This window comes from Paenibacillus sp. 1001270B_150601_E10 (assembly GCF_015558675.1).
In the GTDB taxonomy this organism is placed as follows: domain Bacteria; phylum Bacillota; class Bacilli; order Paenibacillales; family Paenibacillaceae; genus Paenibacillus_B.
In genome coordinates, this window is record NZ_JADMOL010000008.1 from 157,251 (window position 1) to 176,223 (window position 18,973).

Annotated in this window: 15 protein-coding genes and 1 pseudogene (1 of these 16 running past the window's edge); 3 read left to right on the forward strand and 13 right to left on the reverse strand. The window is 44.7% G+C overall.

The features are described 5' to 3' along the window. Positions 1–122 precede the first annotated feature (122 nt). The 6 genes from I2H74_RS18215 to I2H74_RS18240 form a co-directional block, all read right to left on the reverse strand. Complete coding sequence (locus I2H74_RS18215) at positions 123–1,133, reverse strand: PstS family phosphate ABC transporter substrate-binding protein (protein ID WP_195575660.1); 1,011 nt, start codon at positions 1,131–1,133, stop codon at positions 123–125. Positions 1,134–1,331: 198 nt separating this feature from the next. Further along, a complete protein-coding gene (locus tag I2H74_RS18220; RefSeq protein WP_195575661.1) occupies positions 1,332–2,660 on the reverse strand; it encodes a hemolysin family protein in 1,329 nt (442 codons plus the stop codon). A gap of 200 nt (positions 2,661–2,860) precedes the next feature. Next, on the reverse strand, positions 2,861–3,256 hold the full coding sequence (locus I2H74_RS18225; RefSeq protein ID WP_195575662.1) for a helix-turn-helix domain-containing protein: 396 nt from the start codon (positions 3,254–3,256) through the stop codon (positions 2,861–2,863). Between the two features lie 127 nt (positions 3,257–3,383). Continuing rightward, positions 3,384–4,808: an aspartate ammonia-lyase gene (gene aspA / locus I2H74_RS18230; protein WP_195575694.1), complete on the reverse strand. Its 1,425-nt coding sequence runs from the start codon at positions 4,806–4,808 to the stop codon at positions 3,384–3,386. A gap of 198 nt (positions 4,809–5,006) precedes the next feature. Further along, on the reverse strand, positions 5,007–5,324 hold the full coding sequence (locus I2H74_RS18235) for a DUF4870 domain-containing protein (protein ID WP_195575663.1): 318 nt from the start codon (positions 5,322–5,324) through the stop codon (positions 5,007–5,009). A gap of 116 nt (positions 5,325–5,440) precedes the next feature. After that, positions 5,441–6,667, reverse strand: coding sequence for a glycosyl hydrolase family 8 (locus I2H74_RS18240; RefSeq protein WP_229106813.1), 1,227 nt, complete (start codon positions 6,665–6,667; stop codon positions 5,441–5,443). Between the two features lie 223 nt (positions 6,668–6,890). Here I2H74_RS18240 and I2H74_RS18245 point away from each other — a divergent pair, with 223 nt between their 5' ends. After that, a complete protein-coding gene (locus I2H74_RS18245; RefSeq protein WP_195575664.1) occupies positions 6,891–8,129 on the forward strand; it encodes an S-layer homology domain-containing protein in 1,239 nt (412 codons plus the stop codon). Between the two features lie 60 nt (positions 8,130–8,189). Here the strand turns inward: I2H74_RS18245 and I2H74_RS18250 are convergent, their stop codons facing one another. The 5 genes from I2H74_RS18250 to I2H74_RS18270 form a co-directional block, all read right to left on the reverse strand. Beyond that, the gene (locus tag I2H74_RS18250; RefSeq protein ID WP_195575665.1) at positions 8,190–9,077 is read right to left on the reverse strand and encodes an endonuclease/exonuclease/phosphatase family protein; all 888 of its coding nucleotides are present in this window, start codon (positions 9,075–9,077) and stop codon (positions 8,190–8,192) included. A 240-nt stretch (positions 9,078–9,317) separates the two neighbouring features. Beyond that, entirely contained in the window at positions 9,318–11,051 is a 1,734-nt protein-coding gene (locus tag I2H74_RS18255) for an ABC transporter substrate-binding protein (protein WP_420707462.1), read from the reverse strand. Positions 11,052–11,131: 80 nt separating this feature from the next. Next, positions 11,132–12,031 (reverse strand): carbohydrate ABC transporter permease, encoded by a 900-nt coding sequence (locus tag I2H74_RS18260; protein WP_195575666.1) that lies wholly within the window; start codon positions 12,029–12,031, stop codon positions 11,132–11,134. Positions 12,032–12,053: 22 nt separating this feature from the next. Then, a complete protein-coding gene (locus tag I2H74_RS18265; RefSeq protein ID WP_195575667.1) occupies positions 12,054–12,995 on the reverse strand; it encodes an ABC transporter permease in 942 nt (313 codons plus the stop codon). Between the two features lie 213 nt (positions 12,996–13,208). Continuing rightward, entirely contained in the window at positions 13,209–15,431 is a 2,223-nt protein-coding gene (locus I2H74_RS18270) for an AraC family transcriptional regulator (protein ID WP_195575668.1), read from the reverse strand. Positions 15,432–15,732: 301 nt separating this feature from the next. Here I2H74_RS18270 and I2H74_RS18275 point away from each other — a divergent pair, with 301 nt between their 5' ends. After that, positions 15,733–16,377: a metal-dependent hydrolase gene (locus tag I2H74_RS18275; RefSeq protein ID WP_195575669.1), complete on the forward strand. Its 645-nt coding sequence runs from the start codon at positions 15,733–15,735 to the stop codon at positions 16,375–16,377. 161 nt (positions 16,378–16,538) lie between these two features. On the opposite strand, the gene I2H74_RS18280 is transcribed toward I2H74_RS18275, so the two are convergent. Continuing rightward, positions 16,539–17,570, reverse strand: a complete 1,032-nt coding sequence (locus I2H74_RS18280) for an AI-2E family transporter (protein ID WP_195575670.1) — start codon at positions 17,568–17,570, stop codon at positions 16,539–16,541. A 172-nt stretch (positions 17,571–17,742) separates the two neighbouring features. Between I2H74_RS18280 and I2H74_RS18285 the strand changes: the two genes are divergently transcribed. Continuing rightward, positions 17,743–18,054, forward strand: coding sequence for a hypothetical protein (locus I2H74_RS18285; RefSeq protein WP_195575671.1), 312 nt, complete (start codon positions 17,743–17,745; stop codon positions 18,052–18,054). A 92-nt stretch (positions 18,055–18,146) separates the two neighbouring features. Here I2H74_RS18285 and I2H74_RS18290 read toward each other — a convergent pair. Next, positions 18,147–18,973: pseudogene (locus I2H74_RS18290) on the reverse strand (NAD(P)/FAD-dependent oxidoreductase) (it continues 93 nt past the right edge of the window).

The window sequence follows — 18,973 nt, forward strand, 5'->3', positions numbered from 1 at the left end:
GTCTAATAGATTCTCCCCTGCTGGATAAAATGAGAAACCAACCTGTGAGAGTAAACAGGTTGGTCCATTCAGTCATATGACGAGAAGAGATTGTATAATCCTTCAAAAATTCAAGTTGTTGATTAGCCTTTCAATGCTTCCATATCTTTGTCATACTCTTCTTGCGGCAGACGGATATAGCCTACTTCTTCCGCAAGCGTTGCAGCATTCTTCACATAGAATTCTGCGAATGCACGCACTTCTTCACGTTCAAGAGCCTTCTTGCTCACGTATACGTAGAGCGGTCTAGACAATGGAGCATACGTTCCGTCGTTGATCGTTTCAGCGGATGGAGCAATTGCACCTTTGCCTCCGTCGATTGGAACAAGCTTTAATGTATCTGCATTTTCCTCATAGTAAGCAAATCCGAAGTAGCCCAATCCATACTTCTCGCCTGCCACACCTTGTACCAATGTATTGTCATCTTCACTGAAGGAGATCTGGCTATCATTGCGGCTTTCCTGTGCTTTGCCGTTTACTGCCTCTGTGAAGTAGTCAAATGTACCGGAATCTGCTCCAGGGGAGTACAGCTTAATCGTTTCATTCGGCCATTCTGGGCGAACATCCTTCCATGTTTTCACTGTGCTGCCTGGCTTGAAGATAGCATTCAACTCATCAACTGTAAGATGGTCTACCCAATCATTGTCTTTATTCACGACAACGGAAAGTCCATCATAAGCAACCTCAAGCTCTACGTAATCAATGCCAGCTGCTTTACACTTTTCTGCTTCTTCATCCTTAATTGGTCGGGAAGCGTTGCTGATCGCAGTCTCGCCAGCACAGAAGCGCTTAAAGCCGCCGCCTGTACCCGATACGCCTACGGGAACACGAACATCACTATGCTCCTTCCCGAATTCCTCAGCTACTGCTTCTGTAATAGGGTGAACGGTACTGGAACCGTCAATTTCAATGGAGCCGGACAATTTCTTTTCCGATTCTGCAGGAGTATTCTCTTGTGTATTCGATTGCGTCGATTGATTCGTCTCTGTCTTCGTACCTTCAGAAGCGGTATCGGTGTTGCCGCAAGCTGCGGACACGATCATAATGGCAGACATCAGAATAGCGATAGATAATTTCTTTTTGTTCAAGTTCATTTGTTTCACTCCCCTAGTGATTTCGAGTTCGTTATGTTCTTTACAAGATTCATATTAAGGGGGCAATGTTAACGGTGAACCTCTTTCTTGTTAACCAGACGTTAGATTTTAGTAAAGGATTTGTAAAGTTGAGGGAGCATTTCTAAATAAAATAAGCAAAAAGCCCCACTCCATGTTACTAGGAGTGAGGCTTATCTATTATTTATCGTGTTCTGAGACAGATTCTTTTTCAGGTTGGACCGTGATCTTAATGCGATTCAGACGATTATCTACGATTTCTTCAACTGTAAATAAAATGTGATCGTGTCTGACAGCGATATGGTCATTCTCATTCGGAATCGTCCCGATCCGCTCTAGGATGAAGCCTGCGATCGTATCGTTGCTGACCGCCTCCAGCTTCGTCTTGAACATCTCATTGAAATCTTCGATTGACATCGTTCCATAAGCCATGTAAGTATGATCATCGATACGGATAATCTCGCCTCGGCTTTCGTCATACTCATCATCGATCTCGCCTACGATCTCCTCCATTAAGTCCTCAATCGTGACAAGGCCTGCGAAGCCGCCGTATTCGTCAATGAGAACAGCCATATGATGCTGAGAGGCTAGCAGTTCCTTTAACAGATCGTCGGTAAATTTCGTCTCAGGTACAAAATAGGCTTCTCGCATGATCTTTCGAACATCGACATGATCAAATCCGACTTTTCTTGCCTCTGCAAAATAATCCTTCATATGGAGAATGCCAATAATGGAATCGATATCTCCTTCATATATCGGAACACGCGAATAGTTTTCGTCAATGAGAATATCTGCCAACAACTCAGGAGCAGTCGCTACATCAAGTGCGAAGGTAGACGTTCGAGGCGTCATGATCTCGCGTGCGACCTTATTATCCAGCTGAAATACCCCTTTGAGCATTTGAATCTCTTCGGCCGCAATCGTTCCAGCTGCTTGACCTGCTTGAGCAAGCATCCAGATCTCCTCTCTTGAAACGGTCTCGTCTTGTTCATTGCCACCCATCTTGGTTAGCTTAATTAACAAGTTCGTCGAGAAGGAGAGCAGCTTTACAAATGGCGTTGCAATTTTGCTGATAAATAAAATCGGCTTAACTGCAAACATCGCAATCTTCTCGGCATTCTGCAAAGCAACCCGCTTCGGATACAATTCACCGAATACTAGCATGAAATACGACAGCAAGATCGTAATCACAATAACCGAAATCTGCTGGGCGTAGGGAATATCTCCTAGTATGTTAGCAAATTGCTTAGACAAGCCTGTAGCAGCTGATGCACTGGAGAAGAATCCGGCCAGCGTGATTCCGACTTGAATCGTAGCAATAAACTTGCTTGGGTCCTCAATTAGCTTCAACAATAATGAAGCCTTCTTGTTGCCTTCATTCGCCATCCGTGTAATTCGATTCTTATTCAATGAAACAAGCGCAATTTCTGCAGCAGCAAAAAAAGCATTCAATAATGTTAATACCGCGATAATCACAAGCTGAAATATAACCGAACTACCATCGTCCATTAGACAAAAACCTCTCCTTTGCTGTATCGGCTCAACACGAGTGGCATTTATCAGTGTGTCCACTTTGAGCTCCTTTTAGTGATGTAATGGATATTTACCCATAATCATGCCTAATCTATCACCATTGTTCAAGTATTCACACAAACCAAATAGCAAAAAAAATAGCAATTAACAGCCTTAATGCTGCCAATTGCTCCATCTTACTTTTTACTGGACCATTTATAAAGTGGATAATAATATTCCACATCTCGCTTTAGTAATCTGCACAGCTTGGTGACACGCTCTTCGTGAGGGACGCTTCCTTCAAAAATCCACTTTTCTGCCGTGCGCTGGGTGACTCCGCAGTAAGCAGCAATGTCGCTCGTCCGAAGCCCTTGCGCAATCATGTCCTCATACAGACGTCTATCAGCAAGTTGCTTTTTCAGCTTACGCTGGTTAGGATACTCACGAAATTCTTTCGGCTCTGGCTTGCGTCTCATCCCGTTGCAGCGCGTGCATAAATATTTCTCCGATGCATTGCCGCACTGTGCACACAGTCCATTTTCTCGACGCTCTTGCCGCAGTTTTTTCATAGATGCACTTGCACTAAATGCCATACTTGATATACTCCTACCTTCATTTCAGCATATGATCTACCTCTATTCTACATCATACGACAAAAAGAGACAGCTTTCACTGTCTCTTTCATCATTTATTCGTGGAAATTCTTCTCCACCCACCCTATTATTGGCGGTCAAACAAGACAGCACCCGCGATTCCAGGCTCTGTCATCTCATAGGGATCGAGAATCAAATCCAATTCTTCTTCTGTGAGGACTTGATACATCAGGCACAACTCACGTACAGATTTCCCGGACTCTGTCGCTTCTCTTGCAATTCGAGCAGCTGTCTCATATCCCAAGTGTGGACTAATCGCTGTAATGATGCCAACGCTTTGATCCACATATTCCTTACAGCGATCCACATTGGCTTCAATGCCATCGATGCAGTATTCACGGAACACACGCAAAGTGTTGTTCATAATCGTTAAGGACTCTAGAAGATTAAAGACGAGCACCGGCTCCATCACGTTAAGCTCAAGCTGTCCCGCTTCAGACGCCAAGCAAATCGTATGGTCATTGCCAATCACTTGGAACGCAGCCTGGTTCACGACCTCGCACATAACAGGATTCACTTTCCCTGGCATAATGGAGGAGCCTGGCTGACGGGCTGGCAGACGAATCTCGCCAAGACCTGCTCGAGGTCCTGACGCAAGCAAGCGAAGATCATTTGCCATCTTCGACATGTTCATCATACATACCTTAAGCGCTGCGGATACTTCGGTATAAGCATCCGTGTTCTGTGTAGCATCGATCAGATGCTCTGCACGAACAAGCGGCATGCCGCTTACTTCGGCAAGGATCTCCACGACACGCTTAATGTACTGTGGATCGGCGTTTAGCCCTGTACCTACAGCCGTAGCCCCCATATTCACTTCATACAAGTGTCCCTTCGTTTGCTCAACACGCTTAATATCGCGAGCAATCATACGAGCGTAGGCCTCGAATTCCTGTCCAAGGCGAATCGGCACCGCATCCTGCAGATGCGTTCGGCCCATCTTAATGACGTGGCTGAATTCCTCTGCCTTCTTCAGCACAGATTGATGTAAGGCACGCATCGTCACAAGCAAATGATCAATCAACGTCAGCACAGAGATGTGAATGGCCGTTGGAAACACATCGTTCGTCGATTGCGAGCGATTGACATGGTTGTTCGGGCTTAAGCTTGCATAATCTCCCTTATCCTTGCCAAGCAGCTCAAGCGCGCGATTTGCAATCACTTCGTTTGTATTCATATTCATCGAGGTACCTGCTCCGCCTTGAATCGGGTCCACGATAAAGTGGTCATGCCATTTCCCCTCGATAATCTCGTCTGCGGCTTGTACAATGACGCTGCACATATTAGGATGCAGCTGCTTTACCTCTGTATTGGCTAATGCGGCTGCTTTTTTTACGATGGCAAGACTCCGAATCAGATGCTCGTTCAAGCGATATCCCGTAATAGGGAAATTCTCTACAGCACGAAGCGTCTGAATGCCGTAATAGGCATCAGTAGGTACTTCTTTGGTTCCTAAAAAGTCCTTCTCTACTCTTGTCATCAGCTTTGTCATTGCGATCCCTTGCTTTCTCTCTAATATCAGGATTGCTCCTGTAACCTCATTTGAAGTAAGCGATTTCATCAACTTCACCTTGATTGTATATCCTATTATACTATTGGTCAATTATGTTAATAGTTTTTATGCTATTAATTTTCTTTCCCACAAGAAAAAGCTGTCCAATACTGGACAGCTTCGTCAAAGAACAAACATTTATGCTTCTTTTAGAACCTTAATTCCTTTTATCACATTCCAGATGAGATAATACAGGCCGACTACGATGTACACGATATAGGTAATAACGATAGCTGTTCCAACCCATACCCCGTTCATGCTACCAATGCCAATCGAGAATGAAGCAATAAATCCTAAAACCAGCATGATGAATGGCACGACATGCGACCATAATGCGCTCTTGGCATGAGCTTTCACTTGATTATCAGCAATTAGCCATATAAGAAGCGGGAAGAGGAAGGGGGCAAAGAATATACTAAAATAACAAAGGGAAGATAAAATCGTACTTGGTTTCATATCCGTTCACCTCATTGAAACTGTCAATTTGTTGATAAACTTATTGTGCCATAGACTCGCTGTTCGTCCTATGGATTTGCCTTTCAACATGATTGCAATTTCGTAAGGTTAGGAAATTATGGGGTCCACCAATTGCCTGACATCACCAGCATAGAAAATAGACGAATGCTGTCTTCGTAGTACTGCTCTGCTGGGCGATTCACGTTGTGATCCCACAGCTTATTGAGCCATGTCTGGTTAGAGCTGCTCGTCATGGCGCTGATGCCGAACGGTGCGTAGAAGGCACCGCTGTTGTAAGAACCTACATTAGAGCCGTCAAGCTTGTAACCATCCTTGATATTAGCTGGATTGTTCGACGCTTTTGTCTGAATAAAGCTGTTCAGCTTGTTGATCTGATTCAACGCACGATTATCTCCGCTTACGAGATAATCCATGGTAATGCGCCAAGGGGTCCGACAAGAATTATAATAGTAGTTGCCGTCATTTGCCCCTTCCAGAAAATCTGCAGAGGCTGGCTTGTATACCCCGCTGTTCAGCACAACAAAATCTGGTAGCAGCCCTGTCGTCGAGCTGTTGTTCGTATAGATTGTATTCATAATGCTGTACGTCTTATTGATTACATTCGTCCACTTCGTATCACCCGTTGCCGCCTCAAAGGCCTTCATGTGGCTTAGCATAAAATCAGATGGTCGAGTTGCCGTGTTGTAGCTGCCGCTCGTTGCCCAATCGCCCAGCCTCAGCGTCCATTGCGTCTGGTTCACATCATTCGCCATGATCGCATTAATGATGTTTTTGCCTTCCTGCAAATAGTTTATAGCTCCGCTGCTTCCCCACTGCTTATCCGCCAGCAGCAAGGAATAGGCGATGTCCATATCACCATCTGTTGCAGAGTTCGCGCCTTCGATATTCTGAAAGCTGCTGTTTTGCTTCCATGCCATGAGATACGGGTTATTCTGACTTGGATGAGCCTTGTAGTATTGATAAAGGCCGTCGTAGTAAGTCTTTGCGTTCGTGTCATACCCTGACATAATGGCGGTAAAAAGCATCCCATATCCATGCGCTTCAGAGACCGTTTGACCTTGATCGTTGTACTTCACATAGTATTTTCCTGTTCCAGCGGGCTTCAAATACTTGGCTTTCCAGTCGTTCCACTTCGTCTTTACTGCGTTATCCATCACCGTTTGCGTGACATGGTTCGGTTTAATTGTCCCACTCGTATAGGTTACATGCTGTGGAAAAGGTTTAAGGGGGGCATTCGCTTGAGCCTTCCCGTATGTAGGCACCACCATCACCATCATGAGAAGCAGCAGCAGGACTAGTTTTGGACTTTTCTTGTTTACCATTTCGTTCGCTCCTATTCCTATAAAATCTATGAAACTCGTACGTTCTTCTCTTGACAATCACCTCCTTTAAAAATATAACCATCCCTCTTTTCAACCATCGACATAGTCCTCTGTCATGACTTTTTGCCTAATTCAACAATAGGATGATAGGCCGTTCTCTTTTTGCTTAAAATCATCTAATGTAATGTAGGGTTCATCATTATTCGACAAACAGGGGGATCCAATGAGAAAAGTAAGCGCATTAATATTGGTATTCAGCATCCTTATGGCAGCGGCCGCAAGTCCTATACAAGCCAAACAAGAAGCTGCGTCTATTTTTAAGGATATTAAGGGGCACTGGGCAGAAAAAGTGATCGTCGATATGGTCAATCAAGGCATACTGGATGGATATCCAGACGGGACTTTCCGACCGGAAGAACCCGTAAAGATTGATCAGTTTATAAAAATGCTCATTTTGTCCTACTCTGATCTGCATCAAAATGGGGAAAGAAGCTGGAAGTCTTCCTTTTTGCAATCGCTAAGCGCAGAAAACCAGTCCATTATCCAGCAGGACTATCGGTACTTCAATTTCAAGCCAAATCCATCCGGATATTGGGCGGCTAATTATATTAATATCGCAAGCGATCTGCACTTGCTTAACAAGAATCGATACAGTGACTTTCAGGCAAATATGAATCGTGAGCATGTCGCTGAGGTGCTCTACTACACACTGAATGAGACTGAGTTTCTAGAAGATGAGAAGTTCAGCATGAAAGAAGCTGAAGCCTATGGCGATCTCAAAAGTGCGACAGAACGAGAGCAAAAGTTTATTGCTGAGGCATTGGTGAAGGGCATTATGCAGGGTTATCCTAGCGGATACTTCGGTGTTGGGGACACGGTTACTAGAGCAGAATCCCTCGTTATTCTGAATCGCTTGACGGACAAGTCCAAGCGCTTGAAGCCTGATTCATCCAAAGGTAAGCTCTCCCGCAGCGTTCCTACCTCGAATGGCGGATACAAAGTTATTGTATTCCCTGACCAGCGAATGTATGATGCTTATGCGGCTTTGAAGCAAGCTGGGCAGACACGGGGCGTTAATTATGACTTCTATGAATCGACGCTGCGCTTATATAAGGATCAAGAAGAGAAAAACAATGTGCAAAAGCAGCCTGCCGGCTCCAACCATTATCAAGAGGAAGTCACCATGTCGTTAGATACCTCCTTTAATACATACAGCATTACGGTACGCATGCGTGAAGGAACACTTGCACGCAACCAAGAGGCGGTAAAGACATTTGCGAACTTCTTGTTTGGTTACAATGCCAGCAGCTTCAATGATTTGTTCATAGATGTGACAGGTCGTATACAAAATGGAGAGAAAGTCGAGTCAAGACAAGTGCTGATCGGCAGTGACAACGTGAACATTCAAGTGGATCCGAGTGGGAAATCCGTGATGTTCTCCATCTCAGCTAAAAGTTTATAAGAAGTTTATTGATGTGCGCAGGACTGTTGAAGACCTGCGCACTTTATTTTTCAGGAGTAGCTAAGCTTGAAAGGAAATATCCGCAATAATCGGGAAGTGGTCAGATGGGCATAACCCTAGAACATGATCAGCCAAGATCGCATAGCTCTTTACCTGAACGTTATCGCTTATGAAGATGAAGTCGATTGGAGAATCGAATTCCAGCCCTTCAGGAGAAGATTGCTCTACGATTTGCGGGAACATCTGTGCAGCCAATGTCTGCATGTCAAAGCCATGGAACGTAAATGTTGGACCGATATGATGATACTGTGCGGCTCCCTCGGCATCACGCAGCTTCAGGTCTGGTACATCATCATAACTCTGCTGTCCAGTCAGCACGCGGTAAGGCGAAGAATCCGAGGTGCAGTTGAAATCACCCGTAATAACGATTGGCAAATCAGCTGCTGCAGCCTCATGAACACGTCTAAGAATCAACTTGGCACTCTCTTCAATGGCCACCATACCGATATGGTCAAAATGAGTGTTAAGATGGAAAAAGGTTTGTTCGCTTAGCTTATCGCGGAATTTCGCCCAGGTTGCAACACGATTGCAGGCAGCATCCCAACCTCTTGAGCCTGGCACATCAGGCTGCTCAGACAACCAGAATGATCCTGTCTCTAAGAGTTCCAGTCGGTCAGCCAAATAAAAGATACAAGCATACTCACCTTCTTGCTTGCCGTCATCGCGGCCTACCCCGACCCATTTATATTCAGGCAACCGTGCCTCCATATCTTGAATCTGAGTGTGAAAAGCTTCTTGAATGCCAATGATATCTGCACGATGAATACGAATCATGCCAGCAACCATATCCTTGCGGCGCTCCCAGCCATTCACACCTTCCATATCATACGCATTCTTAATGTTAAAGGACATGCAGCGAAGATCTTGCAGTGATGACATCGCTTTCATAATTGTTCCACTCCCTGTATGTACAAGTTAAACGTTTCGACTATATCTTACCTCTTATTTATCGATAGCACAATGAGGAGATTGTACTTCCTTTTCTATATGATTAATGGGTAATCTTACCTTACAAAGCATAAGGAATGTCGCCTTTTCCAACATCCATCATATAAACGGCAATGCCATGACAAAAGGCCGAGAGAAGCTCTCCCGGCCTTTATGCATAAGCAATAGCAAATGCTCCTATTATTTATTTGCGCTGTCGTAGGCTTTTTGATAAATCTCCAGATATTGATTAAGCTGCATGCCCTCTAGGCCTTTTACATAGTTATCCCATTCTTTATTAATATCTTTCGATCCCGTAATGAACTGTGCCATATTGGACTTCACGTACTCCACTAAAGTTGTCTTAATTTGCGCTGATAGGTCAGCATCCTCCAGTGCAATGAAAAGTCCATTCGGGTATTGCTCCTTGGAGTGATAGGGCTCATACTCCTTCGACACATCGTTTAGACGCTTGCCGTAGCCGCCTTCTGCGAGCGGATCCTGCTGAAGTGCTGCCCAAGATCCACGGTAAGCATAGGTGCGCAGAGACGGACCAATTTGCTCCCATCCATCATTGTGAGTCGGAGATGGATTGGGATCGACGATTTCCGCATATTTCGCCTGCTCGCCATTCAGATCCAATTCGCCTTCGTTTGCCTTTCTCCAGCCCTTGCCCTCAGGACCATGCTCCTGAAGCACAATCGCTTCTTCCGTGAACATCAAATCTGCAAATCGGATAGCTGCAATTTGCTGGTCTTTCGTCGCTTTATTCGTAATTGCAAACTGTGAGTTGTTAATACCCGCAAAGTTAAGCGTTTGCTGAACACCATTCGGCCCTTTAAGCGGCGGCACAACGACATAGTCCTTATGTCTTGGCGTCGTATCATTCATTGGATACGCATAGCTGAGCAATGCGGTGGTTAATGTCCCCATAATGTTGTCGCCTTCACGGTTCGCTAGCTGTTGAATCGCATCCGCATTTTGCGTAAATGCCGCTGGGTCAATAAGTCCCTCTTTATAAAGCTTATTCAAATATTCTAGACCTTGCTTCCATTCATCCGTATTGGCGACAAACTCGACCTTCTCGTTCACTACCCGCAAAAAGGTTCCCGTCGTCTTCTCCGTATAATCATCCACGATAAAGGCGTTCATCAGGAATGCAGACACATTTCCTGTCCACATCTCATCTGAACCCGTAAGCGGAATTTCATCCTGCTTGCCGTTGCCGTTCGGATCCTTCTCTCTGAAGGCTTTCAGCACCTGATAGAATTCCTCAGTCGTGGTTGGAAGCTGCATGCCGAGCTTATCCAGCCATGCTTTGTTAATCCATACTTTCAGTGCATTGTCACAGTGATAGCACTCGTTCACCTGTGGAATAGCATAGATATTGCCGTCTGGAGACGTGATTGATGACTTCATGTATGGAATATCTTCCATCGCCTTTTTTATGTTCGGCGCATATTGGTCAATCAAATCGTTGAGCGGAATAAATACGCCCTGCTTGCCGTACTTCATCTGCTCTTCCTTCGTAAGATTGCCATGCAGAATCACTTCTGGGTAGTCGCCGCTTGCCAGCATAAGCTGTTTACGGTCATTCAGCGCGTTATCTGGCACTAGATCCCATTCAATCTTAATGTTTGTCTTCTCTTCAGCCCATTTCGTGAACGCATTCGTCTCCATGTTTTCGATGCTTGCAAACTGCGGAGCGAACATCTTAATCTTCATCTGCTCTTTCACGATTGGATATTGACCTACAGGGTTGAATAAATCCTCATTCGCTTCAGTATTGCTTGCCCCTTCTCCATTGGTGCTGCTTCCTCCAGAGCATGCGCTAAGTACGAGTGTGATCGCTAACAACAAACTTATCATGCCAACCCAAGATTGTTTCCAGCTTCTTTTCATGCCGTATTCTCCTCCGTTCAACTCATTATCCATTACATGACCCTCCAAGATACGTCTATCGAAGCTAATGGAATCGCGCTGGACATCACCCCCTATACAGAATCTGTCTGCCTTTATCCCTTCAAGGAACCAATCATGACCCCTTTAACAAAGTGCTTCTGCACGAATGGATATATAATCAGTACAGGTGCGCTGGAGACCACAATCAGCGAGTATTTCAGCAAATCCTTAAGGCCTTGTTGAGCCATCATCTGGTCCACATTCGCCATCATCGATGCATCGACGGAGTTCAGAATCAGAATGTTTCGCAAAATAATTTGCAGTGGGAAAATATCAGGATTGCGCAAATAAATGAGAGCATCAAAGTAAGCATTCCAGTGTCCTACCGCGTACATCAAGGTCATAACCGCAATGATTGGCTTCGACAAAGGCAGTACAATGCTGAAGATGAATCTTAAGTCACTGCAGCCGTCAAGCTCCGCCGCCTCTGCAAGTTCATCCGGTATCGAAGTTTGAAAGAATGTTCTCGCAATGATGACCTGAAAAACTGCTAATGCGCCTGGAAGAATCATGGCAAAGCGAGTATCGATAAGGCCCAATCCTTTTACAACAAGATAACTTGGGATCAGTCCGCCCTCGAACATCATTGTAATGACCAAAATCACCATAAACAGGTTGCGTCCGTAAAACGTCTTGCGTGCTAGTGGATACGCCATCATGATCGTCAATGTGACGTTAATAAGCGTTCCGACCGCCGTATAGAACAAGGAGTTTATAAACCCGGTGCCGATCTGCGGATTATTGAACACCGCCTTATAGCCTGCGAGCGAGAAGTTTACAGGCCATAAGGTAACCTTCCCTGTAACAACAGCCTGAGGCGAGCTGAATGACGCGCTTACAATATAGATCAGCGGAATAAGTACGATAAGCAGTATGATGGTTAGAAAAGTGTACACACCCGCAATAAAAATACGGTCGTTGAAGGTTTCCTTTATAGCTGTTGATCTGGCCATGATGTCTCCTTTCTTTGTGGGATTACCACAAGCTGTTCTCAGTCAATTTGCGAGCGATATAGTTCACGAGGATCAAGAGCACCAGGTTGACGACAGAGTTGAACATTCCGATCGCGGTTGAGAAGCTGAAGTTTGATCCTAATAAGCCGACCTTATAAACATAAGTTGATATGACCTCTGAAGAATTCAGATTAAGTGGATTCTGCATCAAGTAGATCTTCTCAAAGCCAAGCTTCATAATGTTTCCTAGATTAAGAATCAGCATGATTACGGCAACCGGCACGATGCTCGGCAGATCGATTCGAAGTATCTTCTGGAAGCGGGAGGCTCCGTCAACCTTGGCGGACTCATACAGCTCGGGATTGACTCCTGCCAAAGCCGCAATATAGATGATGGCGCCATAACCGGTCATCTGCCAGACATCTGACAGCACATATATCGTTTTGAACAATGCAGGATTCCCCATAAAGTTCGTATCCTGCACCCCAAGCATAGCGAAGAAGCGGCTAACCATACCGATGTTAGGCGTCAAGTTCACGACGATGATCGAGACCATAACGACTGTTGAGATAAAGTAAGGGGCATAGGTGATCATTTGCACGCTTTTCTTAAAGAATCCGGTTCGAATTTCATTGAGCGCTAATGCGAGCAAGATCGGAGCCGGGAAGCCTATCACCAGACCGTATAAGCTGATCCCGAGCGTATTTTTAATGTATAGCCAGAAGTTCGGCGACTCGAAGAACTGATTAAAGTATTTAAAGCCTGCCCACGGGCTCCCCCATATTCCTTGCACGACATTGTAATCTTTAAATGCAATGACTATCCCCGCCATCGGAATGTATTTAAAAATGAGGAGATACAAAAATGGTAAAAAGATAACAAGGTACAGCTGCCAATGTCGTTGTATCTTCTTCCAAGCGGTTGGCTTATGGCCGGTCTTCACTGCTGCTTGCATAGTAGACATGAATCCTGCTCCTTCCCGAATGTATATTGCTGCCATCGAAGTGGTATATTTCGATTGTATGCGCTTACAATGAGGAGGACAATAAACAAGAATTATGGACCAAACGGTTTTCACCTAGCCCTAAAAATAGCAAAGCAGCAGGGCTTTAGCCGCTGCTGCCAACTTTTTTCACCAGTAAACCGAATTCGCTTGCTGCTATCACCAGCATAGTCATCATGCTCTTTTCGCTGCATTTGAACGATAGTCGCTTGGAGATGAACCCATCACCTTTTTAAAGACACGGCTAAACGAAATGGCATTGAGATATCCAACCTGCTCCGCAATTTCCTGAATGTTGTGATTCGTATTCAACAATAATCGCTTTGCTTCGTTCATGCGAATATCGATAAGAAAGTCAACGAATTTCTGGCCAGTGTTCTCCTTGAACAGCTTGCTGACGTACTTCGGATTAATATGATACTGCTCGCTTAAGTAATCGAGAGACATATTCGGATTGGCGAACTCGCGCTCGATAAAGCTGCTCATCTCTCGAATCATCGTAGCATGCTGATTCGTTTCTTGCGTCGCAACGATCGCATTGCTTAAGCGCATCAGAATCGCATACATCTCATCATGAATAAATTCCAGCGTATAGCCGCTATCCATAATATCATTCATAGCGGGAAGAATATCATCGGACCAGCAAGCTTGTAGCTCCTTGTTCATCGAAGAGCATTCTCGATTGAGATTGTAAATAAAATAATCCAGCAAGTGCTCGATGTCATCGTTTGTCAGCAGGCCCTGCTTTAAGTTATGGAACAGAGAATGATAAGCGTCCTTCCAGCTCTCATCTGACTTTCGAAGGAGCTGAATGATGGCACGGATGTCACCAAGATGCGCATAAGCCTCCGCTTGTCCCTCCGTTGCCAGATCATCACTCCATATCAAACGATTTTCACCTAATACATATTTATATTTCAGTGCATACTTCGCCGATTGGAAGGCGCTTGGAATAAGCTGTATCTCGTCTGCACGATCCCCAATGCTTATCGTTACGGTGAACTTCAGGTTCTCTGCCGTCCAAGCTCGAATCTGGTCGAGCTGCCGCTCGAATATCTCTATATCCTGAATCCCCTTCTCTGGCTCAAAAACAATAACAGCCAGTTGGGACGAAGATATCCACTCCGACCAGGACTGGAGCTCATCCTTCATCAAGATCTCCTGTACAACCGTTCTTACTGCGAACTTAAGAAGATTCTGATCCTGACGGGCAAAATGAGAGCAGAATTCCCCGTATTTATCAATCTCAACAATGATGATGCGGTGAGTCTTCTTTGGAGTAGGAAGCTGCAGCTTCTCTGCTTCCCTCTTCCAATCTATCCAGGACAGTACTGTGTTCCCGTCGATCAATTGATGAAACAGATTGCGTGTACGAAGGTGCATATCTTCCTTATATTGCTTCTGGTATTGAAGCGACTGCTCCATAATGTTATCTAGAGCTGAGCTGATAAAGGCGAACTCGTCCATCCTTTTCTCGCTGCCATTTAAGATAGGAAGCGAATAGCTGCTGAACCGATCGACGATTTGTTCGATGGGCTTCGAGTTTCTGCGTGTGACATATACCATCCAGATCATACCGAGCCCAATCATGATTAAGCCTGTAACAAACCAAATACTGGACAATGAAGAGATCATACGCATAAGTCCACCATGAATGAAACCGCTCTCGTAATTCCAGCCGGAATAGCTTGACACATAGATCGACTGTGCCTTTGTACCGCTAGAGTCAGCTCCATTACTGAATAACAGCCGTCCTTCTTGATCCTTTACTTGAATAAAGCCCACCTGCGACTTAAATAGGTCCTGCGTCATTCGCTTCAGAGAATCAGTGCCCACATTCACAACGATAATGCCCTGCTCCTCATTCAAAAAATGAGCGCCGCGAACAAGACTAACGACCTGCTTAGCAGGCATATGTCCGAAGGGCTGATACATTCTCGTATCCGTCCACTTCGAGGTCTTCGTGTCTTGAATCTGCTCAATGAACGAATGATCTGAAAAGTCCTTCATGTCTCCTTGCGTCGCATTGCTTAACACAAAGCTGTCTGTATAACGTACCAGATAGATCGAATCAATTAGCGGATTATAATTAATCATATCCTTCATTCTGCTCACTGCACGGATATTGATGAAGGGATCGCCTTCCTTATTACTCTTAAAAAAGGTTCTTAAATCCTCACTTGATGCGATCTCTCGCAAAACCGTGTTATCGATAGCCTTAAGAGAGGTGTCAATAAGCTGCATCGCCTGTAAGGATAACATTTCATTCGACTTCAAGGCTTCTTTTCGGCTTTGTTCACTAAAAACTTGGAAGAACACAAAGAAAACAAATGTAATCACAATAATAAATACAGGCATGTAGGAAAGCAAAAGCCGGTTAAACCACGATTTTCTCATTGTCAAACCTCACTTTATCAAGCAATGCGTTTCCAATCATTACACCTTATTATAAACGATGTTCCGCCTTTGTAGGAACCAATAATTCAAATTGCGTCAATATACAGCTTCTCCAAATATTCACTTGCACTCTATCGTGTTGCACATCACAGCTCCAATCAAGTATATGTGATTCACTTTATTCTAAAATGGGAACATATGCTTGCATTCCGATGCATGGATCGGTAGAATGTCTAAAGGAAGGATGAGGAACCCCTCCTTAATCAAACCCTATTGTCAACCATGAAGGAGGATTATCATCTTGAGAGGCAAGACTCACTTAGCGATTGGGGCAGCCATTGGCGGTGCAGCCGCTCTTTATTATCCGTTCAGTTGGACCCATGCGGCCATTTATGTGACGGTTGCCGGCTTCTCAGCACTAAGTCCAGATTTAGACGGACCCAGTATTTTGAACAGCAAGCTTAGCAAAGCATCGAAGGTCGTACGGAAGCTGATCCTATGGCTGGGCACGCTGTCGGTTGGTGCGGTTCTGGCCCTTTACCTCTGGAAGAGGACGATGATTCCAGAGCTTACGACCGCCGCGTTTTTATTATTTTTCCTTGGACAGATCGCAACTCAAGGGGCGCTTCGCAACCTGCTGTCAAGCATTATGGGCTGCATAGCCATGTTCTACGGCTGGAAGCTTGGGATGGATTGGTTAATAGGCTTAGGCATCTATGTCGCGATTGCACCGTGGCTTAAGCATCGCGGATTGACGCATACCATATGGGCGATGCTGTTATGGGGCTTTATTGCATCGGGATTAGAGAATGCTTTGCAGATTGAGGGTGTGATGGCCGTTGCGATTGTCGGCTACTTTTCCCATTTGCTTGCTGACACATTTACCCCTAGAGGTGTTAAATGGCTCTATCCTCTTATGCAGACTACTTTTCGGATTCGTCTATAAGATGATTAGGTAGTACAAGCACGTGATGCTCTGGACACAGGGCAAAGACATTTATCTGTTTTGAGCAAAAAAAGAGCAGGACATCCTAGACCAACCAGGAGCCTGCTCTTACTTCTATTAAATAAAGAATTTAAGTAAATAATATACCCTGCACAGATTCGTTAACCCTTATCACCCGCAAGCTCAGCCTTCTTATCATGATCCTGTGGCACACCGAGCACATCCAATAGGAAGACAAAGATCGGGATACCGATGATGAGTCCCCATACCCCGAACAGATGCTCCGAGAACAAGAGCACTAAGAAGGTATAGAACACTGGGAGATGCGTCTTCGACGACATCAGCTTCGGGTTCAGCACATAAGCCTCGATTGCATGAATGATACAGATCATGACAACCACGTAAATAATGTACTCGACGCCACCGATACTAAATGCAATTGTACATAGCGGAATTAAGGAAATGATTACGCCCGCTACTGGGATGAGTCCGAGGACGAAGATGATCAATGCTAGTCCGATCAACTGCGGGAACCCTAAGATCCACAACCCTAACGTGGTTAAGATGCAGTTAATCGTCGCAATTAACAGCTGTGTTTCCAATACTTTTCCAAAGGTGTGAACGAATTTTTGACCGAAATACGTAATCTCCTCAACCAGCCATGAGATCTTGCTATGCTTGAATTGAGCCGAAAACTGCGTTACTTTCGTTTTTTCAAGCAGGAAGAACAAGCTGAGTATTAAAGAAACCAGCAAATTGATGCCAAAATGACTCACTTTAAATACAAAATCGACGCTTGGCTTAATGTATCCCTGCACATCGATGGAATTCATGAACTCCACTACAAAAGCCGGAATCTGATATAGCTCTGGCTCCGTATATACGGCAACGATAAAATGATAGAGCTGCATGACTTGATCTCGGATGAGCGGGAACAGCTTGTAAGAGCCTAATGTAAGAACCGCAACGAGAAAAATGTACAGCACCGGCAGCACAATCTTTGGTGAGATATGAAGCACTCGGTTCAGCTGCTTCGATACAACATCATGCAATCTTCCCATTAAAAACGTAAAAATAAACGTAAGTAAGATGACATTCATCATGCTTCGAACACTGTAAAGCAGCAAGGCACATAAAGCGAGAATACAAAACCGCTTTAAGCTCTTACTCGTTAACAAACGCTTCCAATCCATTCACATTCCTCATATTCTTTTAGATTATTTGCTTTTTCTATCATAACGTCTTGAGAACCGGATGACAAATTACAATATCGTTTCAACTTTTATGAAAATATGAGACAATGATTGTCCGTTTCTACGCGCTTCGTTATAATAATTTCATAACTTTTCAGCGAGGAGACTCAACATGAAAGCGAAAGATATTGAAGAACAAATCATTAACCATTATCGTCAAGAAGAAAATATGATGATTCTTGTATTTGCCCAGTGGTGCATGAATCATAATCTTGATCCTGCCGAGCTGTATCTGAAGGCTTACCCTGATCAATTAGATAACCCTTCGCTCGGCCAAGCTATTGAGCTTACCGTTCCGAAGGAAGAGGCAGGACCTATTGAACATGAAACGGTGCTAGGTGTATTGTCCTTGTTCGGCAACGACGATCTTGCCTTCATCGTTACGCAGGAGATCGATAAGATGAAGAATAACAAGAAATCCTAGCTTGTATCTCTTTTAATCTATGTTATGGTCTTTGTCGTAATTGCATGAGTAAAAAGTCGCTCAGGCCCGCTCCTGGACGACTTTTATTATTATTATGGCGTTCTAGCAAGCTGAAGCAGCGTCTTATGAATCCAAATCGCGGCTTGTGCACCGTCTCCCATCGCAATGGTGAGCTGCTCAGAGTGAACATTAACATCTCCTGCTGCCCATACACGGTTCAAACTGGTCATTTTTGTACGAGGATCGACCTCAATATGCTTGTTGTCCGCAAGCTTTATACCAAGCTGTTCTGCAAGAGTTGTGCGAACCTCATTGCCGCCAAAGGCAATAAATCCCCGATCTCCCCGAATTTCACGTCCATCTGCCAGCTTAACACCACTAAATATGCCTTCCGATTCGCATAAAATTTCTGATATTGGAGCATCCACCCTTTCGATGCGATGAGCAGCTAACTGTTTAAGACGCTTAGAGTCAATATTCTGCTGCTCATGATTAATATAGATCATATCGCTTGTCCAATACGTTAACGTTAATACCATTTGCGCACCCGTATTCCCTGATCCTAAGACGATTGTGCGTCGACCGGACACTTCAAATCCATCACAATCAGGACAGACATAAATGGTGAGTCCTAGACATGGCAATAACTGAGGAAAAGGGGGCAGTCGATCCATAATGCCTGTTGCTAGCAGCAAGGTTGCAGCTTGAAATAATCCATGGTTCTCTGTATGTACAAGGAACATTCCATCCTGCTCCTCTGCCTTGATCACAAGATCCTTTACAAATTCAATACCTAGAGCCTGTGCCTGTCTTCGACCTAAATGACGGAGTTCTTGCCCCGATACTCCATCTGGCCATCCTAGGACGTTGTGGTATGCCCGACAAAGGCTTGACCTTCCATGCTCGTTATCTAGAACGA